The following is a 21,822-nucleotide window of genomic DNA, read 5'->3' on the forward strand; positions in this document are numbered from 1 at the left end:
GTCTCCCTCAGGTCGTGACCTGGTACTGGAAGCGGTCGGAGCGGCTGATGGAATAGGCGATCTCCACCGGTTGGCCGCTCGCATCGCGGGAAAGGGTCAGCACGCTGAGCACCGGCATGTGCCGGGGCATCAGCAGTTCGGCAGCCTCGTCGCGGCTCGGCAGGCGTGCGCCGATCACGCTGAAGGCGCGGGACAGCGGCAGCTGGCGTTCGGCGAAGTAAGCGCGCACCGAGCCGCCGTGGTAGTCGGCGAGAAACGCTGCGCGACTGGCGCAATAGCGGTGGCGGATCAGGCTGACGGGCTGGTCGTCGAGGTGGCGCAGGGTGTGCAGTTCGAGCAGCGGCGCCTGCTCGGCCAGCCCCAGGTGGCCGGCCTCTTCGAGGCTGGCGCGGCAAGGCCTGCGTTGCAGCAGTTGCGCCTGCACGCCCAGCCCCTGGGCCGACAGCGACTGGCTGTAGGCGCTTTCGGCCGCCACCGGATACACCAGTGGACGCGACAGCACCTGGGTGCCCTTGCCCTGGCGGCGCAGCAGGCAACCTTCCTGCACCAGCTCGTCTACCGCGCGGCGCAAGGTGTGGCGGTTGACCTTGAAGCGTGCCGCCAACTGCACCTCGGCGGGCAGGAAGTCGCCGGCGCGGTAGTCGGCCAGCTCCCGGCGCAGGGTGGCGGCGAGCTCCAGGTAGATCGGCTCGGCTTGTCTAGACATTTCCATCGTTTAAAAAAGGGCCAATGCCCTCTCCTGTCGTTCGTATCAGATGAACTGCTTGCGCAGGCGCTGGGAGGCCACGTCGATCAAGCTGACCACCAGGATGATCACCAGCAGTACCGAGCAGGTCTGGGTGAACTGGAAGGCGCGGATGTTTTCCCACAGCAGCACGCCGATACCCCCTGCCCCGACCATGCCGACCACGGTGGCCGAGCGAACGTTCGACTCGAAGCGGTACAGCGCGTAGGAGATCCACAGCGGCAAGACCTGGGGAATCACCCCGAACACCACTTCCTGAACGGCGCTGGCCCCGGTGGCGCGCACGCCCTCTACCGGGCCCGGGTCGATGGCTTCGACCGCTTCGGCGAACAGCTTGGCCAGTACCCCGGTGGTGCTTATCCACAGCGCCAGCACGCCGGCAAATGGCCCCAGGCCCACGGCCACCACGAACAGCATGGCGAACACCATTTCGTTGATCGAGCGGCAGGCGTCCATGCAGCGGCGCAGCGGCTGGTGCACCCACCAGGGGGTGATGTTGTCGGCGCACAGGATGCCCAGGGGAATGGCGCAGACGATGGCCAGCAACGTGCCCCACAGGGCGATGTGCACGGTCACCAGCATTTCCTTGAGGTAGCTGCGCCACTCGGTGAAATCGGGTGGGAAGAAGTCGGCGGCGAAGGTGGCCATGTTGCCGCTGTCGCGCAGTAGCGCCTGGGGGTTCATTTCGGCGCCGTTCCAGGCCCAGGCCATCACGGCGGCGAACAAGCCCCAGCCCAGGTAGGTGGACCAGCCACGCCGCTCGGCGGTCGGGGTGGCGATCGCGGATGTGTTCATCGGGTCGTCCTCTGTGAGGGGGCGCGGCGACAGGCCGCGCCCCGTGGGGTCAGCCGGCGCGGGCAGTGGCTTTCTGGTCCAGTTCCCCGATGCGCTGCTGCAGCTTGGCCAGGCCGTCGTCGAGTTCCTTGAGACGCTTGGCTTTTTCCTCGGCAGACAAGCCAGTGCTGGCCAGCACTTCGGTGCGCTGCTTGTACAGGTCGAGCTGGCGGATGGTCAGCAGTTGGTCGTCGTTGGAAGCGCGGAACTTGCCCATCTGCATGTGCGCGAGCACGGCCTTTTCGTCAGCGCTGTCGCCGTAGCTGGCGAAGAACTCACGCACCTTGGCCTTGGTGGCGTCGCTCATGCCCTTGCGCCACACCATCGGGTCGGACGGGATCAGCGGCGATTTCCAGATCACCTTCAGTTGCGCGGCCTTGTCCGGCTGGGTCACTGCGAGACGGTCCCAGCTCTCGGTGTTGAAGGTGGCGACGTCGACCTGGCCCTTGGCAACGCTCAGGGCGTTGACCTCGTGGCTGGAATTGAGGGTGCGCTTGAAGATCTTGCCGGGGTCGACGTTGTTCTGGGCGAACACGTAGTAGCCGGGCACCAGGTAGCCGGAGGTGGAGTTCGGGTCGCCGTTGCCGAAAGTCAGCTCCTTGGCGTGCTTGAGCAGGTAATCGACCGAATCCACCGGGCTGTCCTTGCGCGCGATCAGCACGCTCCAGTAGCCCGGCGCGCCGTTGGCGGCTACGGTCTGGGCGAAGATCTCGCCACCGGCACGGTCCACCGCTTCCATGGCGGCCTTGTTGCCGAGCCAGGCCACGTCGACCTTGTCGAAGCGCATGCCCTGGATGAGACCTGCGTAGTCGGAGGCGAAGGTGGCATTGACCTTCAGGCCAGTCTTCCTGGACATGTCATCGAGGAAGGGTTGCCAGATGCTCTTGAGGTTCTGCGACGACTCGGTGGACATGATGCCGAAGTTGAGCGTGGCGTCGTCCGCCTGGGCATTGCCCAGCAGGCTGCTGGCCAGCAACGCGGCGGTGGCGCAGGCGCGACCGAAACGGTTGAACATGATGAGCTCCTGAATGCGTTGAGGGGCGTGGGTAAGCGTTGGGTCAGGCGCGCGCCAGGGTCAGCGGCACGCCGCGGTGCTGCTCGGCATGGCCGCCAAACATCAGGCTGGCGCCTTCGTCGGCGCCATACAGGTCGTTGAGGAAATCAGGCAAGAGGTGCGTGGCGGCGCCGTCGAAATGAATACGCCCGGCCTTGAGGGCAACGCTGCGCGGGCAGTAGCGCACGGCGTAGTCCACTTGATGCAGGGTCACCACCACGGTCTTGCCGTCGCGGCGGTTGATGTCGGCGAGAATCTCCATGACCTTGCGCGCCGACTCGGGGTCGAGGGAGGCGATGGGTTCGTCGGCGAGGATCACTTCGGCGCGCTGGGTCAGGGCACGGGCGATGGCTACGCGCTGCTGCTGGCCGCCGGACAGGGTCGAGGCGCGTTGCAGGGCACGGTCGGCCAGGCCGACACGCTCAAGGGCCTGCATGGCGCGCTGCTTCTCCTCGGCATTGAACAGGCCCAGGGTGCCGCGCCAGCGCGGCATGCGGCCCAGGCCGCCAAGCAGTACGTTGTGCAGCACGCTCAGGCGCGCCACCAGGTTGAACTGCTGGAAGATGTAGCCGATGTCGGCACGCTGGCGGCGCAGGCTGCGGCTCATGCGGCCATCACATTGCACGTCGCGGCCCAGCACCTGGATGCTGCCACCGTTGTGCTTGTCGCAACTGGCCAGGCCCGCCAGGTGGCGCAGCAAGGTTGACTTGCCGGAGCCTGACGCACCGATCAGGGCGACCATTTCGCCAGGCTGGATCGACAACGACACGTCCTGCAACGCGGGCTTGTGGGCGAAGGACTTGTTCAGATGGTCGATCTGGATGGCTGCGTTCATGGGCGTTCTCTGTCTTGTCGAGTGAACAGGCCGGCCAGCCATGGGCCGGGTTCGTTTGCACATGAACCTAGGCGCGATGTGTGGCAGTTCGGTGAAGTGAGGGTTACCGAAGGCTGACAGCGGGGTGACGGTTCGATGTCAGGGGGAAGTGGTGCAGCTGGACAAGTGCGGGGGATGGGGTCTGGGCAGGGGGCTGGCGGATAGACAACTGGCAAGGTTGTCTAGACATCGAGGTGAAATTACCGTTCGTCGGTTTTTCTGAAATATCGCCACGGGCCGCATTTCTGCGCGTTGTGCATGGCACCGGCGAAGCGAACGCCCCGGTATCCGCCAGCGAATTGGCGACGCTCAGTGCTCCGCCTCACGCAACCGTCGCCATGCCTGCGGCGTCACGCCCAACTGCCGACGAAAGGCGCGGATGAAATGCGACTGGTCGCAAAAACCATGGCTCAGCGCGATGTCGGTGAGCGAAGTGTTGGTAGTGAGCATGATCCGCCGGGCCGAGGCGATGCGACAGCGCGCGATGTAGAGCAGCGGCGTCGAGCCGAAGGTGTTCTTGAAGCAATGCGAGAAATGACTGGTGCTCAGGCCCACCAGTGCCGCGAGTTGCGCGGTGCGAATCGGGGTGTCGAGGTGCGTGTTGATGTAGTCGGCGACGCGGTCGGCCTGCCACCTGAGCAGGCAGCCTGGGCTGGTCTTGGTGGAGTGTTCGTCCTGCTGCAGCAGCGTCAGCGCTCGGCCAACGTACTCGCAGGCCAGCGCCGGGTCCGCATGCAGGGACTGCTGGGCCTCGCGCAACAGCGACATGACGTTATCGAAAGCGGGAATTTCAGCACTACAAGGCACTTGGCCGCTTTCCTCGGGGGTCGAGGCGTCGGCATGCAAGTTGGCACGCATGGTTATGCTCCACTTCGGGCTCTTGTGTTTTGCGTGGCGTCGCTTGTGGCAACGCGCACCTGTGAATCTTAGGGCCCAGGGCAAGCAGACATAAGCAACAAAGGGGGGGTCGATACCCCCCTCAAAAGTGGGGTGTCAGACGATGATGATGCCGCGCTGGATGGCCAGGGTTACCGCATGGGTGCGGTTGTTGGCGCCCAGCTTGTCCATGATGCTGCGCAGGTGCCCCTTGATGGTGTCCTCGGAAATCGACAGCTCCTGGGCAACCTGCTTGTTCGGCTTGCCCATGGCCACGCATTGCAACACCTGGATCTCGCGGGGGGTCAGCGACTCCTGCCCCAGTTGCCCCAGCAGTTCGCTGGCGATTTCCAGGGGCACATGCCGCTTGCCCGCCGCGATCGCGCGGATCGCCTCGAGCAACTCCTTGCGCAAGCTGCTCTTGAGCAGGTAGCCGAACGCCCCCGCCTGGATCGCCTGCATGGCCCTGACATCGCCGCGGTAGGTGGTGAGGATGGCGATACGCGCCTCGGGGAAGTCGTTGCGGATGGCCTGGATCGCCTGGATGCCATCCAGCAGCGGCATTTGCAGGTCCATCAGGGTGACATCCGGCCTGAGCATGCGGAACAGCTGTACCGCCTCGCAGCCATTGGTGGCCTGGGCGACCAGCTCGATGTCCGGTTGCGAGTCGAGCACCGCGGCGATACCCTCGCGCAGCAAGGGGTGGTCGTCGGCCACCATCACTCGGATCACGTTCTTTTCCGACTTCACGTTTACTTCCTCCATTTACCCAACGCACGCAACCACAGGCCCAACCGGCGCGGGAAGCGTCTGTAGGCCATCAGGGCGGGTATCGACAGGTGCACCTCGGTACCCCGGTCGGTACTGCGTTGAATGCACAGCTTCGCACCAATCTTGCCGGCCCGCTCCTGCATGCCGTGCAGCCCCCAGTGTCTGGGGCGTATGTTGGGTGGCAGGTACAGCGGGTCGATGCCATCGCCATCGTCGACCACGCTGAGCTGGAACTGCTTGCGGCCATAGGCGAGCCGCAATTCGATGTGTTGGGCGTTGGCGTGACGGAATGCATTCATGATCGCCTCGCGCCCGATACGGTAGCTTTCCTCGCACACGATCGGGTGCAACTCACGCTGCAAACCTTCGCGGGTCAAGCTGAAGCGCGCGGCTCCCGGCAGGTGAAGGTCCCTAGTGACGGCAGCGAGCGCGTCGCCCAGGTTGACCGTGGGTTCGCTCAGGTCACGCAGGTCGTTGACCATGTCCCGCGCCTCCACCAGCACCTGCTCGGCGCGGTCCAGCGCACGCTCCATGCGCGAGCGCGCCGGGTCGCTGGGCGGAAGCTGCCCGGCAGAGGCCTGGAAGCTCAGCAGCAGGCCCTGCACACCTTGCAACAGCGTGTCGTGCAGCTCGCGGGCGATGCGTTCGCGCTCGGTGTGCCGGCCTTCCAGCCGCGCCAGCAACTGCGCCGCCGCGCGCTGCATGCGCAGCCGGTGGAAACCCCACAACAAGCCTGCCGAGGCCAGCGCGCACAGCGCCAGGAACCATGGCGTGCGATAGAACAGCGGGCGAATGCTGAAGGCCAGCACGGTCTCTGCGCCGCTCTGCACTCCATCCTGGTTCACCGCGACCACCCGGAACCGGTAGCTGCCAGGCCCGAGCCCGGTGTAGATGGCCGAGCGGCTCGCGCCGACCTCCTGCCACTGCGCGTCGACCCCTTCAAGTTGGTAGCGAAAGTGCAGGCCCTGCTGGCCAGAAAGGCTAGGCGCGGAATAGTTGATCTCGATGCGCCGGGTCTGCGCTGGGAGCCCCGTCATTTGCTTGGGCGTCAGTTCGATGCCATCGACATTGAACGACTCGATCCGCACCTGAGGCACGGGCTTGCTGTGCAAATGCCCCTTGGGGTCGATCCACACCAGGCCGTTGCTGGTACTGAACCACAGGCGGCCCTCGGCGCAGCGAACCCCGGTCGGCAGCGCCAGTACCTGGTGCGGGTCGTTGGCCAGGCCGCCGACCGTTTCGAAGCTGTGGTAGCGAATCGGGTAGTTCGGGTTGCCAAGCGCACGCTGCAACTCCGGGGCGGGCAGTTGGAAGATGCCGGCCTTGCTTTGCAGCCACAGGTCATAACCACCGGCCTGCTGCTGGCTGGGCGCGGCGACGATTGCATAGAGGTTCTCGAACAGGCCGTTGTCCGGCAGTTGCACGCGCTGGAAACGGTTGTCGCGGAAAAACGCAAGGCCGCGCTGGCCGCCCACCCAGGTGACGTCCGGCGCGTGCTGCATGGCGGTCACGTGGCCGACTTGCAGGCCATCGTGTTCTCCCCACTGGCGCTCGCCCTGCTCATCACGGGTGACGATCAGGTTGTTGCGGTAGCCGAACCACAGGCGGCCGTTGCGATCGGTGCTGGCCGTCACCGGCATCACTTGCGTGGGGTCATCGCTGGGCGGGGCCTGCCTGGACCATCGCCCATCGCGCAGGACGAACAGGCCCTTGCGGTTGAGCGACAGCCACAGGTTGCCGGCCGGGTCGCGGGTCATGGCACGCACGGCCGAGTCCGGCAGGCCTGGCGTCGGCAGCGACGCCACCCGCTCGACCTGCTCTGCGCGCCCGCGCCAGATGCCGTTGTTACCCGCCATCCACACATCGCCCTGGGCATCGGTGAAGACGCTGCTGATCGGGGCTGGCACCTCTACGCTGGTCAGGCTGCTGAGGTCCTGGCGCAACACCTGCCGGTTGCTCGAACCGATCCACAGTGCGCCTTCGTGGTCAGCGGCCAGGGCCAGGTTGCGCACGCCTGGCGGCAACCCTGCCGGTACCACCACACGCGGCTGGAAGCGGTCGAGCCCGCTGCTGGAGCCGACCCAGACATTGCCATCGGCATCTTCGAGAAACCGGATGACGTAGTTGCTGCTCAGGCCGTCCTTCACGCCAAATCTCGCCTGCCCGGCCAATGCCCCCGGCAACCCGTGCACTTCATGGCTTTTGGCCGGAGCCAGGTAGCGCACGCCCTCGCCAGCGGTGCCTAGCCAGAGCCCGCCTCGGCTGTCGAACAGCAGGGCGTTGGCGCCGTCGTTTACGGAGGTTTGCACCAGGCTTTTGCCATCGCGCAGCTGAATGCGGCGCAAGTCACCGTCGTAGCGCTCGGTGAGCCAAATGGCCCCGTCGGGGCCTTCGGTCATCTGGTTCACCCAGCCAACGGCCACGCCGGCGTCGACGAAGCTGTCACTGCCGACCGGCAGGTAGAACAGCCGCTCTTCATTGGCCGCCCACAGCGTGCCGTCGCGTGCCACGAGCATGGCCCTGGCATGCTGGCCGGGGAAACCTCGCTCGGCACCGACACGTTGCCAGGCCGTGCCATCGAAACGTGCCAGGCCATCGCTGACGGCAGCCCAGACAGCGCCGCTGCGATCCTTGGCGATGCTGTAGACCACGCCCGCCGGCAGCCCCTCACCCACTGGGTAATGGGTGATGCCGTTATCGTTCACCAGGGCGATGCCGCCCATGCGCTGGCCGACCCACAAGCCTTCATCCTCTGCCTGGAGCACGGAAATGATGCCTAGCGCGCGGCCATCCGGGGGCGTGTAGCGGATAAAGCGCAGGCCGTCGAAGCGATAGAGCGAGTCGTTGGTGCCCATCCACAGGTAGCCGTCGCGGGTCTGGGCCAAGGCGCCGACCTGGCTGGGGCCGTCGCCTGTGACGGTCCAGCGATGGTGCTCGACCTTGTCCAGCCCGGACGGGGCAGCCACTGCGCTATTGCACAGCCACAACAGCCAGGCCGCCAGCAGGCAGAGAGAGGCCTGCCGACGCTTTTGCCAAACAACGACCGAACGACCGCTTGGGTGAGTGCAAACCACGCTTGCCACTAATTGGATCCTGAATTTGCAGCGAAAAGGCTGAAAAACAACTCAGTTGAGTGTGCACCCATCTGTAGGCGTAGTCAGCGACTATTCGCCCGGATAGGTGCGGCGGTCCGACTTGTCCCACGATAGGGCCGGTGCAGACGGAACGAGAAAAAAGGCCATGTTACTGGCCCCTTCTTGCCATCTCAGGTCAGAACGCGAAGCACGAACACCCCATCGCCCCCCAGAACCCTTGGTAATCACTGACCGGCACCGTGGAATGCCGCGCCTTCTCATGGCTATGCGCATGTACCCCGCAAGGCCCCGAGCACTGATGCACCACCGCCGCCAGCGAAGGCGCGCCTGCGCGCCAGTGCCCCGGCACCTTGGCCACCGGCGACCATTCCGGCAGCACCGGCACCTGCGGCGGGCCGAGCTTGTCGAACTCGGCGGCGCCGTACACCACCTTGCCGTCGACGACGGTCAGCACCGACTCGATGCTCTTGATCGCTTCTTCCTCGACGCTGAAGAAGTCCAGTGACAGCGCCGCCAGGTCCGCCAACTGGCCGACCTTGATCTGGCCTTTCTTACCCTGCTCGCTGGAGAACCAGGCGCTGCCCTGGGTGAACAGCTGCAAGGCGGTGCCGCGGTCCAGGCCTTCGGCGTGCAGCGCCAGGCCGCCGACGGTCTTGCCACTGACCAGCCAGTACAACGAGGTCCACGGGTTGTAGCTGGACACGCGAGTAGCGTCGGTGCCCGCGCCTACCGGCACGCCCATCTCGAGCATGCGCTTGACCGGCGGGGTCTGCTCGGCGGCCTTGGCGCCGTAGCGGTCGACAAAGTACTCGCCCTGGAACGCCATGCGGTCCTGGATCGCGATGCCACCGCCCAGGGCGCGCACGCGCTCGATGTTTTGCGGGGTGATGGTTTCGGCATGGTCGAAGAACCACGGCAGACCGTTGAACGGGATGTCGCGGTTGACCTTCTCGAACACATCGAGCATGCGGCTGATCGATTCGTTGTAGGTGGCGTGCAGGCGGAATGGCCAGCGCTGCTCCACCAGGTGGCGTACCACTGGTTCCAGCTCTTCCTCCATGGTCTGCGGCAGGTCCGGGCGCGGCTCGCGGAAGTCCTCGAAGTCCGCGGCCGAGAACACCAGCATTTCGCCGGCGCCGTTATGGCGGAAAAAGTCGCTGCCGTCGCCTGGCTTGACCACCTTGCTCCAGCTCTTGAAGTCCTCTAGCTCTTCCTTGGGCTTCTGGGTGAACAGGTTGTAGGCGATGCGCACGGTCAGTTGGCCGTTGGCGGCCAGCTCCTGGATCACCTGGTAGTCGTCGGGGTAGTTCTGGTAGCCGCCGCCGGCGTCGATGGCGCTGGTCAAACCCAGGCGGTTGAGCTCGCGCATGAACTGGCGGGTGGAGTTGACCTGGTATTCCAGCGGCAGCGTCGGGCCCTTGGCCAGGGTGGCGTAGAGAATCGTCGCGTTAGGCCGGGCGATCAGCATGCCGGTGGGGTTGCCGAACTTGTCGCGCTGGATCTCGCCACCCGGCGGGTTGGGCGTGTCCTTGCTGTAGCCCACGGCGCGCAGGGCAGCGCGGTTGAGCAGCGCGCGGTCGTACAGGTGCAGCAGGAACACCGGGGTGTCCGGGGCCGCCTGGTTGATCTCTTCGAGCGTTGGCATGCGCTTTTCGGCGAACTGGAATTCGTTCCAGCCACCGACCACCCGCACCCACTGCGGGGTCGGGGTGCGCGCGGCCTGGTCCTTGAGCATGCGCAGGGCGTCGGCCACCGACGGCACGCCTTCCCAGCGCAGTTCCAGGTTGTAGTTCAGGCCACCGCGGATCAGGTGCAGGTGCGAGTCGTTCAGGCCCGGTATCACCGTGCGCTGCTTGAGGTCGATGACCTGGGTGCTGGCGCTTTTATAGGCCATGGCTTCGGCATCGTTGCCCACGGCGATGAAACGGCCATCCTTGATGGCGACGGCGGTAGCGGTGGGCTTTTCGCGGTCGACGGTGTGTAGCTTGCCGTTGAACAGGATGAGGTCGGCGGTCATGGAGCCTCCTTGAGGGCTTTTGGGGGGCTGGCTGGCCGCGGCGGCAAACGGCAGAGCCGACCACAGCGCGCCAGCCGCTCCGAGTACGGAACTGTTGGCGAGAAACTTCCTGCGTGCGGCGTCCGGGCTTTCGTCGTTCATGAGTCATGTCCTCGCGGTTCGAGCCAGGCCGCGAACAACTGCGTGGCCTTGGGCATGAACAGATAGACGACCAACAACACGATGGTCAGGGTGATCAGTACGTTGCTGGCAACGTACCCCGACAACACGGGCAGCTTGGCGAACAGGGGCTGCCACAGCAGTGGAACCAACAGGCTCAAAGGCAGGATCACCAGGAACGTGACACACGCTTGCTTCCAGCGCGGGGGCTGCTGCGGTTGGTGGGGGTTGAACCAGAATTCATGGCCGATATGCACCTGGGTCTGGTCGCCCTCGACCAGCAAAGGCGAGACTTCCTCGATCAATTGCTGCCGTTCGCTGGAGCCCAGCCAGGCCTGCAACTCAGGCGCACCGGTAAAGCGTAGTACACAGATGAACTGCCCTTGCTCGCACATGACATCGACGCCCAGGTGGCCGGGGTAGGTCGAGGCGACTCGGGTAGTACGTTGTAACCATTGTTCGTAGGCCATTTCCCGGCCTGCCCGCACCCGATGGCGTACCACCAGGGTCACTATTTCGAGCGGATCCATAACGCCTCCCGACACCGGAAGGGCCGCGCACACTCGGTGCGCGGCCCCACTGGTTTCAATGGCCTTCGGAGGCGTTGAACATGGTCTTGGCGTAGATCAGGCCCAGGCCATAGGCGCCGCCATTGGCCACGGCGGTCTTGACGGTCTGGTCGTAGGTTTCGCCACGGGCCCAGTCACGTTGCAGCTCCAGCAGGTATTGCAGGGAAGTCATGGGGCGTGCGCCGAGCTGGATCATGCGCTGCATGGACATGTGGTGAGCCTCGTCGGAGGTGTCGCCGCAGGCGTCGGCGATCACATAAACCTCGAAGCCTTGGTCCAGGGCAGAAAGCGCCGGGCCCACGATGCACACCGAGGTCCACAGGCCGGCCAGGACGATCTTCTGCTTGCCGATCTTGTTCACCTCGACGGCGATGCGCTCGTCTTCCCAGGTGTTCATGCTGGTACGGTCGATGACGTTGGCTTCAGGGAACACCGACTTGATCTCGTCGAAGATCGGGCCGGAGAAGCTCTTTTCCGCAACGGTGGTCAGAATGGTGGAAACACCGAACTCCTTGGCCGCCTTGGCAACCAGGGCAACGTTGTTGCGCAGCGAGGTGGTGTCGATCGATTTGGTTGCGAAAGCCATCTGCGACTGGTGGTCGATCATGATCAGGGTGTGGTCGGTCGGGTTCAGCAAAGTCTTGCCGGGTGCCGCTTTTGCAACTGCCATGATGCTTTCCTCTTGACGTGTGGGATGGGTACGGAACCACCCTGCCCCACGGCAACCACAGATGCGCTGTGGGGCCAAGGAACAGCAACGGTTCGCAACGACGGCCATTGTCGGAAAGCGCCAGCGAAGGGGATTGTATGAATGCGCGGTTTTGGAACAGCCCTACTGCGGCGTACGCAGTCGATTTCGATGGGCACGCGGGCATGCAGGCTTGAGCGTTTGCCAGGACTGTGAGGCGAGGTTTTCGCCGGGCAAAAGAAAAAGGGCATCTCAGTCGAGATGCCCTTTTTACATGGTGGGTCGTGTAGGATTCGAACCTACGACCAATTGGTTAAAAGCCAACTGCTCTACCAACTGAGCTAACGACCCGGAAAATGGTCGGGGTGAGGGGATTCGAACTCCTGACATCCTGCTCCCAAAGCAGGCGCGCTACCGGACTGCGCTACACCCCGAATTTGGCTCCGCGACCTGGACTCGAACCAGGGACCCAATGATTAACAGTCATTTGCTCTACCGACTGAGCTATCGCGGAACTGCAACTTCGTTTACAACTTCGAAGGCTTCTTAGCTTCGAACTCTTCGGCATCCGCTTTCGCGTTGTTGCCTCTGAGGCGCGCTATTCTACATCCTTCGTTTTGCTTGTCAACCCCCAATTTGCTTTCAACTTACTGATTTGCAAATTGTTTTCAGATCGCCTTTACCGCCGGTGATCTGTGTTGTGCCTGACAGCGGGGCGCATATTAAGCGCACTCGAAGTGAAATGCAAAGAAAAATCTCAAGATTCTCAAAAGCTTATCGGGAGGTGCCGTAATTGCTTGGCGGGACGGGGGTTTTTATCGTCTGTGCTGGCCTCTTCGCGGGTAAACCCGCTCCCACAGGTTCCTCTGCGCCCCTTAGAGAAATAGAAATTCTGCTGGCGCCCCACTGGCCCTTTAGAACGATAGAGACCTTGTGGGAGCAGGTTTACCCGCGAAGAGGCCGGATCAGGCGAAATAAAAAAAGCCCCGCAGGTGCGGGGCTCAGGTTCAAACACGCACTCAGGCGAAGACGATCTCCTCGCCCTCCACCTTCGCCGTGATCGAGGCACCCGGCACGAACTGTCCACTTAGGATCAATTGCGCCAGAGGGTTCTCGATCCAGCGCTGGATCGCCCGCTTCAGTGGCCGCGCGCCATACACCGGGTCGTAACCCACGGCGATGAGCTTGTCCAACGCCTCCGGGCTCAGCGCCAGCGACAGCTCGCGCTCGGCCAGGCGACCGCGCAGGCGGCCCAGCTGGATCTCGGTAATGCCGGCGATCTGCTCGCGGCCCAGCGGTTCGAACACCACCACTTCGTCGATCCGGTTGATGAACTCGGGGCGGAAATGCGAGCCCACCGCGTCCATCACCGCCGCACGCTGCGCCTCACGGTCGCCTACCAGCTCCTGGATCTGCGCCGACCCCAGGTTGGAGGTCATCACGATCACGGTGTTGCGAAAGTCCACCGTACGTCCGTGGCTATCGGTCAGGCGGCCGTCTTCCAAAACCTGCAGCAACACGTTGAACACATCCGGATGGGCTTTTTCCACCTCGTCGAGCAGCACCACCGAATACGGCTTGCGACGCACCGCCTCGGTCAGGTAACCACCTTCCTCGTAACCCACGTAGCCTGGCGGGGCACCGATCAGGCGCGCCACCGAGTGTTTCTCCATGAATTCGGACATGTCGATGCGCACCATGGCCTCTTCGGTATCGAAGAGAAACTCCGCCAGCGCCTTGCACAGCTCGGTCTTGCCCACGCCGGTCGGGCCCAGGAACAGGAACGAGCCGCTGGGGCGGTTGGGGTCGGAAAGGCCCGCACGGGAACGACGCACGGCGTTGGCCACGGCGGTCACCGCTTCGTCCTGGCCGATCACCCGCTGGTGCAGCAGGCCTTCCATTTTCAGCAGCTTCTCGCGCTCGCCTTCGAGCATCTTCGAGACCGGAATGCCGGTCCACTTCGAGACCACCTCGGCGATTTCTTCCTCGGTCACCTTGTTGCGCAGCAGCTGGTTGTCGGTCTTGCCATGCTGGTCGACCATCTGCAGGCTGCGCTCAAGGTCCGGGATCACCCCGTACTGCAACTCGGCCATGCGGTTGAGGTCGCCCTTGCGGCGGGCGGCGTCCAGCTCCTGACGGGCCTGCTCGATTTTCTGCTGGATCTGCGCCGAACCTTGTACCTCGGCTTTTTCCGACGCCCAGATTTCCTCAAGGTCGGAATATTCGCGCTCCAGGCGCTCGATTTCTTCGGTCAGTTTCTCCAGGCGCTTGCGGGCGGCCTCGTCTTCTTCTTTCTTCAGCGCCTGGGACTCGACCTTGAGCTGGATCAGGCGGCGGTCGAGACGGTCGAGCACTTCCGGCTTGGAGTCGATCTCCATGCGGATGCGGCTGGCCGCTTCGTCGATCAGGTCGATGGCCTTGTCCGGCAGCTGGCGGTCAGTGATGTAACGGTGGCTGAGCTTGGCCGCGGCGATGATCGCACCGTCGGTGATGGCCACCTTGTGGTGCACTTCGTAGCGCTCCTTCAGGCCGCGCAGGATGGCGATGGTGTCTTCTTCGCTCGGCTCCTCTACCAGCACCTTCTGGAAGCGGCGCTCGAGCGCGGCATCCTTCTCGATGAACTGGCGATATTCGTTGAGCGTGGTGGCGCCGACACAATGCAGCTCGCCACGGGCCAGGGCCGGCTTGAGCATGTTGCCAGCGTCCATGGCCCCCTCGCCCTTGCCGGCGCCGACCATGGTGTGCAGCTCATCGATGAACAGGATGACCTGGCCTTCCTGCTTGGACAGCTCGTTGAGCAAGCCCTTGAGGCGCTCTTCGAATTCGCCGCGGTACTTGGCACCGGCAATCAGCGCGCCCATGTCCAGCGCCAGCAGGCGCTTACCTTTCAGGCCGTCGGGCACCTCGCCATTGATGATGCGCTGGGCCAGCCCCTCAGCGATGGCGGTCTTGCCGACGCCGGGCTCGCCGATCAGCACCGGGTTGTTCTTGGTACGCCGTTGCAGCACCTGCACGGTGCGGCGAATCTCGTCGTCGCGGCCGATCACCGGGTCGAGCTTGCCTTCCTCGGCACGCTTGGTGAGGTCGACGGTGTACTTGTCCAGGGCCTGACGCGACTCTTCGGCGTTGGCATCATTCACCGCCGCGCCGCCACGCAGGTTGTTGATGGCATTTTCCAGGGCCTTCTTGCTCACGCCCTGGCCGAGCAGCAACTTGCCGACCTTGCTGTTCTCGTCCATGGCAGCGAGCAGCACCAGCTCGCTGGAAATGAACTGGTCGCCCTTCTGCTGGGCCAGTCGGTCGGCCTGGTTGAGCAGGCGCGCAAGGTCCTGCGACATGTTCACGTCGCCGGTGGGGTTCTGGATTTTTGGCAGTTGGTCGAGTTCCTTGGTCAATGCCTTGCGCAGGCTGTTGACGTCGAAACCGACCTGCATCAGCAGCGGTTTGATCGAACCGCCCTGCTGGTCGATAAGCGCCTGCAACAGGTGCAGGGGCTCGATGGCCGGGTGGTCCATGCCCACCGCCAAGGATTGAGAATCGGATAACGCCAGTTGCAGCTTGCTGGTCAATCGGTCTATTCGCATGGGATACCTTCCTTTAAAAGGCAGGCGGGGCGATGGACAGCACCTGAAATGAAGAACCTGCCAGAGATGAGCAATAGATATGGCTGATTCTGCAAGATTCAAGCGTAGCGGGGTTGACGGGGGTCATGTTGGAAAGCGCTATCGCCTGGCGGGTGCGATCACTGTGGGAGCGACACAAGGCCACTACCACGAAAAATCGAGTCAGGCCAAAGGAGCCAGCCAGACCAGCGAAGCGAAGCGCCCACCCTGCGGGGTGCGACGGTAGGAGAAGAAGCGTGGGTCGCTGACCGTGCAGAAACCACCACCATAGATTGCGGTGATGCCACGGGCGGCCAGGCGGATGCGCGCCAGCGTATAGATGTCGGCCATCAGCTTGCCCGGACGCTCGCCGGGCACGAAGGCCGCAGCGGCCTCGGGGTGCTGGGCGGTGAACGCCTCGCGCACCTCCAGACCGACTTCGAAGGCCTGCGGGCCGATGGCCGGGCCGAGCCAGACCAGCACGTCCTCAGGCGCCAGCGCCAGGCGCTCGAGGGTGGCTTCCAGCACGCCGCCCGCCAGGCCACGCCAGCCGGCATGGGCCGCCGCCACGCGGGTACCGGCGCGGTCGCAGAACAGCACGGGCAGGCAGTCGGCGGTCATCACGGTGCAGGCGATGCCTGGCTGGTCGGTCCAGCTAGCGTCGGCCTCGGCGACCTGCGACGGGTCGGCATCGGCCACGTCCAGCCCGTGCACCTGCTTCAGCCAGGCCGGGCGGATCCCGAAGATGTCGCTCAGGCGACGGCGATTCTCGGCAACGGCGGCCGCGTCGTCACCGACATGGTCGCCAAGGTTGAGGGTGGCATAGGGCGGCAGGCTGACGCCGCCCTCGCGGGTCGTGACGCAGGCGCGGACCGCGGCTGGAGCGGGCCAGTCGGGAACGATCAGCGACGGCGCCAGGCCGCTCATCCGATAAAGCTCTCACGGTCCTGGTTGAGCAACGACAGCAGCCAGACGAAGTCGTCCGGCAACGGCGATGCCCATTCCATGCGCTCGCCGGTGGTCGGATGGTCCAACGCCAGGAAGCGCGCGTGCAGGGCCTGGCGCGGGAAGTTCTTCACCGCCTCGACCATGGCCACGCTGGCCGCTGGCGGAATGCGGAAACGCACGCCGTAGGTCTGGTCGCCGACCAACGGAAAGCCGACGTGGGCCATGTGCACGCGGATCTGGTGGGTACGGCCGGTTTCCAACTTCACCCGCACATGGGTGTGCGAACGGAAGCGCTTGAGCACGCGGTAGTGGCTGACCGCAGGCTTGCCGCCCTCGGTCACCGCCATGCGCTGGCGCTCACCGCCGTGACGGCCGATGGGCGCGTCGATCTTGCCACCTGCAATCACCACGCCGACCACGATGCATTCGTAGATACGACTGACCGAACGCTTTTGCAGTTGGTCGACGAGGTTGGTTTGCGCCTGCAAGGTCTTGGCCACCACCATCAGGCCGGTGGTGTCCTTGTCCAGGCGGTGCACGATACCGGCGCGCGGCACGTTGACGATGTCCGGCACATGGTGCAGCAGGGCATTGAGCAAGGTGCCATCGGGGTGGCCAGCTGCCGGGTGGACCACAAGCCCGGCGGGCTTGTTGATCACCAGGATCTGGTCGTCCTCGTAGACGATGTCCAGTTCGATGTCCTGGGCCACCCATTCGCCCTGGGCCTCCTGCTCGGCCTCGAGGGCCAGGATGGAGCCGCTGTGGACGGTGTCGCGCGGTCGCAGCACCGCGCCATCGACCGTCAGTCGGCCATCTTTGATCCACGAGGACAGGCGCGAACGCGAGTACTCGGCGAACAATTGGGCGGCGACTTGGTCGAGGCGTTGGCCGCCCAGTTCGGACGGGACCTCTGCGCTAAGTTGAATGATCTCGGACATGCTCGAATCGACGGGCGTACAGCCTTTGGTTTCGGCTGCTCGCTTGTGGTTAAATACGGCTTCTTTTGCCCCGGGGTTGGCCGGGGGCGCTCATCATAACAGGACGGCACCGCCCAAGACAGCGGCCGTCAAAGGGACGCAAGCCGCCATGCAAGTGAAACACCTGCTGCTGATCGCCATCCTCGGGCTCACCGCTGCCTGTTCCTCTAACAAGGAAGTCATCGACGAGAACCTCAGCGAGGCCGAGTTGTACCAGCAGGCGCAGGCCGACCTGGACAACTCCAGCTACACCAGTGCCGTGAACAAGCTCAAGGCCCTGGAGTCGCGCTACCCGTTCGGCCGCTACGCCGACCAGGCCCAGCTCGAGCTGATCTACGCCAACTACAAGAACTCCGAGCCGGAGGCCGCCAAGTCGGCCGCCGAACGCTTCATCCGCCTGCACCCGCAGCACCCGAACGTCGACTACGCCTACTACCTCAAGGGCCTGACCTCGTTCGACCAGGACCGCGGCCTGGTGGCGCGTTTCCTGCCGCTGGACATGACCAAGCGTGACCCGGGTGCGGCGCGCGACTCCTACAACGAGTTCGCCCAGCTCACCAGCCGCTTCCCCAACAGCCGCTACTCGCCGGACGCCAAGCAGCGCATGATCTACCTGCGCAACCTGCTGGCCTCCTACGAAATCCATGTGGCCGACTACTACATGACCCGCGAAGCCTATGTAGCCGCCGCCAACCGTGGCCGCTACGTGGTGGAAAACTTCCAGGAAACCCCTTCGGTCGGCGACGGCCTGGCGGTGATGACCGAGGCCTACCAGAAAATGCACCTGGACGACCTGGCCGCCACCAGCCTGGAAACCCTCAAGCTCAACTACCCGGACCACCCGAGCCTGGTCGATGGCCAGTTCGTGCCCAAGCAGAGCGAGAGCGACGGGCGTTCGTGGCTGTCCAAGGCCACCCTGGGCCTGATCGAGACCGACACCCCGCTGCCACCGGGTGAGACCCGTGCCAACCAGGACGTGGTCCGCCAGTTCCGCGATGCACGTGACGAAATGTCGCCGGACCTGCTGCCCAAGGACGAAAACGGCGACCCGATCGTACCGGAAGGCCCGAAAGACGTGGAACAGGACCGCTCCTGGTTCAGCTACCTGACCTTCGGCATGTTCGACTGATAACGCGCGCTACAAGAGAAAGGGAGGCCAGGCCTCCCTTTTTTCATGGCCGCGTCCTAGACTGTGGCCTTCCTTTCTCGACAAGCTGGACACCATGGTTCGCCTACTCTTCTGGATCGCCCTGATCGCCGCCGCATTCTGGCTGTGGCGCAAATTCAAGATCAGCCAGGCATCCCGCCCCGAGCCCAAGCTGGACGACCCGCTGAAGATGGTGCGCTGCGCCCATTGTGGCGTGCACCTGCCCAACGACCGGGCTTTGCAGTTGGGCAGCGAGTGGTATTGCAGCCAGGCGCACCTGGAGCAGGGGCCGGAGCGCAAATAAGCGCAACCGGACATGACCATTAGCGCCAGGGCTGCAGTGGTTCAGCCCAGGCGCCCGGCAGGCGCGTAGGGCGCAGGGTCGATGATCGGCTCAGCGCCAGTGAGCAGGTCGGCGAACAACTGGCACGACGCAGGCGCCAGCACCAACCCATTGCGGTAATGACCGCAGTTCAGCCACAGTCCCTCATGGCCTGGCACCGGGCCGATATAGGGAATGCCTTCGGGAGAACCTGGCCGCAGCCCGGCCCAGTGTGCCACCGGGCTTGCCTCGGCCAACGCCGGCAACAGCTCGATCGCCGACGCCTTGAGGCTTTCCAGCGCATCGACGGTAGGCGTCTTGTCGTAGCCTGCATGTTCCAGCGTGCTGCCCACCAGGATGTGCCCATCGCGCCGAGGAATGGCATAGCGCCCCTTGGCCAGCACCATGCTCGGCAGGAAGTCCTGCTTGCATTTGAACAGGATCATCTGCCCCTTCACCGGCTCGACCGGCAGTACCAGGCCGAGGGTATGCAGCAGGTCACCACTCCAGGCACCGGCGCAGAGCACTACAGCTTCAGCCTCGAGCACGCCCTCCTGGGTAACCACGCCAGTGACACGGCCCGATACCTGCTGGAAGCCATCAATGCGGCAATGCTCACGCAAGCTGACATTGGGCAGCGCCAGCAGTGCGGCCTTCAACGCCTTCACCAACCGCGGGTTGCGCACGTTGGCCACGCCCGCCATATAGATGGCGCGCTGGTAGCCAGGGCCAAGCACCGGTACCGCATCGTAGGCTGCCGATATATCCACGGCGCTGAGCGGGCGCCGCTCGCGCCGTGCCCAGGCGAGCGCATCCGCTTCGTCGTCCAGGTCCAGCCAGTAAAGGCCTGTGGTGTAGACCTCGGGGTCGACGCCGGTAGTGGCGAACAGGCGCTCGCCCAGCTGGGGGTAGAAGTCCTGGGACCAGTGCGCCAGCGCCGTTACCGCCGGGCTGTAGCGCCACGGGTACAGCGGCGAGACGATGCCGCCCCCGGCCCAGGACGACTCTCGCCCCAGCTCGCCCTGGTCGCACACAACTACCCGGTCGACCTTCGCCGCCAGGTTGAACGCCGTCAGCAGGCCGATCACCCCGCCGCCGACCACCACTACTTGCTTGCTCATCTGTCGATCCAACACCTTGAAGAAACCTTTGGCCTCGTCGCCCCATGCATTCAACCGCCCCAGCAAGTACCGGCATCGCCACTCGCTCCGGGGTTGCCACGTACACCAGCCTGATCGAGCGAGTACTCGCCGCACCGGTCATGCGCCATCAGGCCGCCCGGCAGGCGCGTAGCCAGCAACTGATAGCCGTCGCCGTCACGCCGGGCTCGCAGGTTGTAGTAGCGATTACCACTGGGCAGGGCCGTTACCAGCTGATCGCTGTCGGCATATTGGCCGACGCGCGCATGATGGCGCTCCAGGCGTTGCGCCGCATCGTGCAGCAGCCCGACCACTTCGCTGCGCGCGGCACGCCGAAGCTGGTCGCTGTAACTGGGGTAGGCAATGCACGCCAGAATGCCGGTCACCGCCACGACAATCAACAACTCGATAAGGCTAAGGCCTTGCTGCATGTCAATATTCCCTCAGGCGCTGGCGCCAGAGAATGCGCTGAAGCGATTCCGGCGAGCCCTCATCCAAAACGTAGACAGCTTCCAGCACATGGCGCGCACGCACCTGCTGGCTGACAGCGGTAACCCGGAACAACGTCACCCGCTGGCCTGCCGGCACATGGGCCGCCAAGGTGCTTTGCCCAAGGTTCTGCACCAGGAAGAAGCCGCGCGTAGCCTGCTGCCAGGAAGGCCCAGGCCGATGAATATCGTGCGGGGCATCGGGTGGCAGGCATGCCTGGCAAGGCTCTGGTGGTGCCTGGCGCAAACGCTCGGCGCCCTCCAGCAGACTTGCCTCGGCGTCTTCCAGCGCCTGCGCAGCGCGCAGCTGGTCGCCACTGGTCCACCACAGCAGCAACGCTTCGCGCATGCCGGAGGCGACCAGTAGCCCCAGCAGCAGGCTCAACACCAACGCCAGCAGCAACACCATTCCACGCTGGCGCTTCATGGCGCGGGCAAGCGGTTACGCAGCGCTACGCTCAGTTCGTACTGCTGTTCAAGCTGCTGCGTGGGCTCGAACAGATGCAGACGCAGGTCAAGGCGCTCGCTCTCGCCTGCCTGCACCTGGGTTATCCAAAGGCCTTTCACGTCGTCGATCAGCCTGGCATTCAGGCCACCGCTGCGTAGCATCAGGCTGCCGTCGTGCACCCGGTAGTGTTGCTGGCGCAAAGGGAAGGCCAGGCTGTCGCCATTGGCTGGATGCCCACCCACTATCACCTTGGCCCAGGTGCGGCAATCGCTGAGCACGGTCCAGTCGGGCGCGCCGGTCGCGCCAGGCAACTCGCCTGCCAGCAGCCGAAGGCTGGCCAACTGGCCGTCGGCGTCGCGGGTGATCTGCAAAGGCGTGGCGAAGGCCTGGGCGGCGGCCTCGCTGGGGAAATCGAGGGTGCGTGTCGCCAGGCAGCCGAACATGCCGGTCATACGGATGTCCTGAACCAGGCGTTGCAGTGCGAGCCGGGCATCCTCCTGCATCCGCGCGGCGGCGCCCTGCAAGTGCCAGCTCTGCTGGCTGGACACCAGCACCTGCCCGGCCGTCGCCAGCAGCATCAGCCCAATGGCCAACGCCAGCAGCGCCTCCAACAGCCCAAACCCTTGCTGCCGACGACTCATAGCGCCCCCCTGCCCTGCAAGACGATGGCCTGCCAGGCAGCGTCGTGATGCGCTCGCCAGCGTGCTTCCAGAACCAGGACGTCGCCTTGCGACGTGACCCGCCCTTCGGCCGAATTGCCCAACAGCGCGGTTAGGCGCCGTCGCCATTCGCCGAGGACGTGCTCATCCACCCTGCCCTCGGCGCGTATACGCTCGAGTACGGCCTGCGCGGCCTGCACGACCTGGGTATCGCGGCGGGACGCCTCGCTCGCCTGCAAGGCGCGCAGTTGCACTGCGCCGCTGGCCAATACGCCCAGCGCCAGTACCACCATCGCCAGCAGCACCTCCAACAAGGTCATGCCTCGCTCCCTGGTTTTCATGGTTTCGCCTCCTGCGAATTTTCCTGGGGGTACGACTCGTTTGGTCGACTGGACCTCGTGCCCATCGAC

At 64.5% G+C, this 21,822-nt stretch carries 20 protein-coding genes and 3 tRNA genes; 2 read left to right on the forward strand and 21 right to left on the reverse strand.

All coding sequences use genetic code 11. The features are described from left to right. Positions 1 to 7: 7 nt before the first annotated feature. The 16 genes from phnF to rluD all read right to left on the reverse strand — a co-directional run bounded on the left by phnF (position 8) and on the right by rluD (position 17,170). Positions 8 to 712, reverse strand: a complete 705-nt coding sequence (phnF, locus tag RAC97_RS21815) for a phosphonate metabolism transcriptional regulator PhnF (RefSeq protein ID WP_375101688.1) — start codon at positions 710 to 712, stop codon at positions 8 to 10. 39 nt (positions 713 to 751) lie between these two features. Next, positions 752 to 1,540: a phosphonate ABC transporter, permease protein PhnE gene (gene phnE / locus RAC97_RS21820; RefSeq protein ID WP_375101689.1), complete on the reverse strand. Its 789-nt coding sequence runs from the start codon at positions 1,538 to 1,540 to the stop codon at positions 752 to 754. A gap of 49 nt (positions 1,541 to 1,589) precedes the next feature. Next, positions 1,590 to 2,594: a phosphonate ABC transporter substrate-binding protein gene (phnD, locus tag RAC97_RS21825; RefSeq protein ID WP_375101690.1), complete on the reverse strand. Its 1,005-nt coding sequence runs from the start codon at positions 2,592 to 2,594 to the stop codon at positions 1,590 to 1,592. A 43-nt stretch (positions 2,595 to 2,637) separates the two neighbouring features. Then, positions 2,638 to 3,468, reverse strand: a complete 831-nt coding sequence (gene phnC, locus RAC97_RS21830; RefSeq protein WP_375101691.1) for a phosphonate ABC transporter ATP-binding protein — start codon at positions 3,466 to 3,468, stop codon at positions 2,638 to 2,640. Positions 3,469 to 3,816: 348 nt separating this feature from the next. Beyond that, positions 3,817 to 4,365: a helix-turn-helix transcriptional regulator gene (locus tag RAC97_RS21835; RefSeq protein ID WP_375101692.1), complete on the reverse strand. Its 549-nt coding sequence runs from the start codon at positions 4,363 to 4,365 to the stop codon at positions 3,817 to 3,819. A gap of 135 nt (positions 4,366 to 4,500) precedes the next feature. Then, entirely contained in the window at positions 4,501 to 5,103 is a 603-nt protein-coding gene (locus RAC97_RS21840; RefSeq protein WP_375101717.1) for a response regulator, read from the reverse strand. A gap of 32 nt (positions 5,104 to 5,135) precedes the next feature. Continuing rightward, positions 5,136 to 8,120, reverse strand: a complete 2,985-nt coding sequence (locus tag RAC97_RS21845; protein ID WP_377748380.1) for a two-component regulator propeller domain-containing protein — start codon at positions 8,118 to 8,120, stop codon at positions 5,136 to 5,138. A 304-nt stretch (positions 8,121 to 8,424) separates the two neighbouring features. Next, complete coding sequence (locus tag RAC97_RS21850) at positions 8,425 to 10,266, reverse strand: amidohydrolase (protein ID WP_375101694.1); 1,842 nt, start codon at positions 10,264 to 10,266, stop codon at positions 8,425 to 8,427. 137 nt (positions 10,267 to 10,403) lie between these two features. After that, the gene (locus RAC97_RS21855) at positions 10,404 to 10,955 is read right to left on the reverse strand and encodes an antibiotic biosynthesis monooxygenase (RefSeq protein WP_375101695.1); all 552 of its coding nucleotides are present in this window, start codon (positions 10,953 to 10,955) and stop codon (positions 10,404 to 10,406) included. Positions 10,956 to 11,010: 55 nt separating this feature from the next. After that, entirely contained in the window at positions 11,011 to 11,664 is a 654-nt protein-coding gene (locus RAC97_RS21860; RefSeq protein WP_375101696.1) for a hydrolase, read from the reverse strand. 293 nt (positions 11,665 to 11,957) lie between these two features. Then, positions 11,958 to 12,033 (reverse strand) — tRNA-Lys (locus RAC97_RS21865). Positions 12,034 to 12,039: 6 nt separating this feature from the next. Beyond that, positions 12,040 to 12,116, reverse strand: a tRNA-Pro gene (locus RAC97_RS21870). 4 nt (positions 12,117 to 12,120) lie between these two features. Beyond that, positions 12,121 to 12,196 (reverse strand) — tRNA-Asn (locus tag RAC97_RS21875). A gap of 505 nt (positions 12,197 to 12,701) precedes the next feature. Further along, positions 12,702 to 15,266, reverse strand: a complete 2,565-nt coding sequence (gene clpB / locus RAC97_RS21880; RefSeq protein ID WP_375101697.1) for an ATP-dependent chaperone ClpB — start codon at positions 15,264 to 15,266, stop codon at positions 12,702 to 12,704. A gap of 201 nt (positions 15,267 to 15,467) precedes the next feature. Beyond that, on the reverse strand, positions 15,468 to 16,211 hold the full coding sequence (gene pgeF, locus RAC97_RS21885) for a peptidoglycan editing factor PgeF (RefSeq protein WP_375101698.1): 744 nt from the start codon (positions 16,209 to 16,211) through the stop codon (positions 15,468 to 15,470). Then, positions 16,208 to 17,170, reverse strand: coding sequence for a 23S rRNA pseudouridine(1911/1915/1917) synthase RluD (gene rluD, locus RAC97_RS21890; RefSeq protein WP_375101699.1), 963 nt, complete (start codon positions 17,168 to 17,170; stop codon positions 16,208 to 16,210). The genes pgeF and rluD overlap by 4 nt, the downstream gene beginning before the upstream one ends. A gap of 148 nt (positions 17,171 to 17,318) precedes the next feature. Here rluD and RAC97_RS21895 point away from each other — a divergent pair, with 148 nt between their 5' ends. Both RAC97_RS21895 and RAC97_RS21900 read left to right on the forward strand, forming a co-directional pair. Then, entirely contained in the window at positions 17,319 to 18,338 is a 1,020-nt protein-coding gene (locus tag RAC97_RS21895) for an outer membrane protein assembly factor BamD (RefSeq protein WP_375101700.1), read from the forward strand. Positions 18,339 to 18,432: 94 nt separating this feature from the next. Continuing rightward, on the forward strand, positions 18,433 to 18,660 hold the full coding sequence (locus RAC97_RS21900) for a PP0621 family protein (RefSeq protein WP_375101701.1): 228 nt from the start codon (positions 18,433 to 18,435) through the stop codon (positions 18,658 to 18,660). A gap of 41 nt (positions 18,661 to 18,701) precedes the next feature. Here RAC97_RS21900 and thiO read toward each other — a convergent pair whose 3' ends face one another. Genes thiO through pilV form a run of 5 tightly spaced genes read right to left on the reverse strand, consistent with a single transcriptional unit; the run spans position 18,702 to position 21,753 of the window. Then, positions 18,702 to 19,799, reverse strand: coding sequence for a glycine oxidase ThiO (gene thiO / locus RAC97_RS21905; RefSeq protein WP_375101702.1), 1,098 nt, complete (start codon positions 19,797 to 19,799; stop codon positions 18,702 to 18,704). Between the two features lie 50 nt (positions 19,800 to 19,849). After that, positions 19,850 to 20,248, reverse strand: a complete 399-nt coding sequence (locus RAC97_RS21910) for a type IV pilin protein (RefSeq protein WP_375101703.1) — start codon at positions 20,246 to 20,248, stop codon at positions 19,850 to 19,852. A gap of 1 nt (position 20,249) precedes the next feature. Further along, positions 20,250 to 20,732, reverse strand: a complete 483-nt coding sequence (locus RAC97_RS21915; protein ID WP_375101704.1) for a hypothetical protein — start codon at positions 20,730 to 20,732, stop codon at positions 20,250 to 20,252. Further along, on the reverse strand, positions 20,729 to 21,394 hold the full coding sequence (locus RAC97_RS21920; RefSeq protein WP_375101705.1) for a PilW family protein: 666 nt from the start codon (positions 21,392 to 21,394) through the stop codon (positions 20,729 to 20,731). Before RAC97_RS21920 ends, RAC97_RS21915 begins: the two co-directional genes overlap by 4 nt. Further along, positions 21,391 to 21,753, reverse strand: coding sequence for a type IV pilus modification protein PilV (gene pilV, locus RAC97_RS21925; protein ID WP_375101706.1), 363 nt, complete (start codon positions 21,751 to 21,753; stop codon positions 21,391 to 21,393). Before pilV ends, RAC97_RS21920 begins: the two co-directional genes overlap by 4 nt. Between the last annotated feature and the right edge of the window lie 69 nt (positions 21,754 to 21,822).

Origin of the sequence: Pseudomonas sp. LS_2 (assembly GCF_042709235.1) — a bacterium.
Taxonomy (GTDB): Bacteria; Pseudomonadota; Gammaproteobacteria; order Pseudomonadales; family Pseudomonadaceae; genus Aquipseudomonas.

Excerpts from the sequence above, each read along its gene's own strand:
- RAC97_RS21840 (WP_375101717.1), bottom strand. The coding sequence starts at position 5,103 with ATGGTGGCCGACGACCACCCCTTGCTGCGCGAGGGTATCGCCGCGGTG.
- rluD (WP_375101699.1), bottom strand. The coding sequence starts at position 17,170 with ATGTCCGAGATCATTCAACTTAGCGCAGAGGTCCCGTCCGAACTGGGC.
- RAC97_RS21920 (WP_375101705.1), bottom strand. The coding sequence starts at position 21,394 with ATGAGTCGTCGGCAGCAAGGGTTTGGGCTGTTGGAGGCGCTGCTGGCG.
- RAC97_RS21850 (WP_375101694.1), bottom strand. The coding sequence starts at position 10,266 with ATGACCGCCGACCTCATCCTGTTCAACGGCAAGCTACACACCGTCGAC.
- RAC97_RS21910 (WP_375101703.1), bottom strand. The coding sequence starts at position 20,248 with ATGCAGCAAGGCCTTAGCCTTATCGAGTTGTTGATTGTCGTGGCGGTG.
- pgeF (WP_375101698.1), bottom strand. The coding sequence starts at position 16,211 with ATGAGCGGCCTGGCGCCGTCGCTGATCGTTCCCGACTGGCCCGCTCCA.
- phnF (WP_375101688.1), bottom strand. The coding sequence starts at position 712 with ATGGAAATGTCTAGACAAGCCGAGCCGATCTACCTGGAGCTCGCCGCC.
- phnE (WP_375101689.1), bottom strand. The coding sequence starts at position 1,540 with ATGAACACATCCGCGATCGCCACCCCGACCGCCGAGCGGCGTGGCTGG.
- RAC97_RS21860 (WP_375101696.1), bottom strand. The coding sequence starts at position 11,664 with ATGGCAGTTGCAAAAGCGGCACCCGGCAAGACTTTGCTGAACCCGACC.
- RAC97_RS21915 (WP_375101704.1), bottom strand. The coding sequence starts at position 20,732 with ATGAAGCGCCAGCGTGGAATGGTGTTGCTGCTGGCGTTGGTGTTGAGC.
- RAC97_RS21895 (WP_375101700.1), top strand. The coding sequence starts at position 17,319 with ATGCAAGTGAAACACCTGCTGCTGATCGCCATCCTCGGGCTCACCGCT.
- thiO (WP_375101702.1), bottom strand. The coding sequence starts at position 19,799 with ATGAGCAAGCAAGTAGTGGTGGTCGGCGGCGGGGTGATCGGCCTGCTG.
- phnC (WP_375101691.1), bottom strand. The coding sequence starts at position 3,468 with ATGAACGCAGCCATCCAGATCGACCATCTGAACAAGTCCTTCGCCCAC.
- RAC97_RS21835 (WP_375101692.1), bottom strand. The coding sequence starts at position 4,365 with ATGCGTGCCAACTTGCATGCCGACGCCTCGACCCCCGAGGAAAGCGGC.
- pilV (WP_375101706.1), bottom strand. The coding sequence starts at position 21,753 with ATGAAAACCAGGGAGCGAGGCATGACCTTGTTGGAGGTGCTGCTGGCG.
- phnD (WP_375101690.1), bottom strand. The coding sequence starts at position 2,594 with ATGTTCAACCGTTTCGGTCGCGCCTGCGCCACCGCCGCGTTGCTGGCC.
- RAC97_RS21855 (WP_375101695.1), bottom strand. The coding sequence starts at position 10,955 with ATGGATCCGCTCGAAATAGTGACCCTGGTGGTACGCCATCGGGTGCGG.
- clpB (WP_375101697.1), bottom strand. The coding sequence starts at position 15,266 with ATGCGAATAGACCGATTGACCAGCAAGCTGCAACTGGCGTTATCCGAT.
- RAC97_RS21900 (WP_375101701.1), top strand. The coding sequence starts at position 18,433 with ATGGTTCGCCTACTCTTCTGGATCGCCCTGATCGCCGCCGCATTCTGG.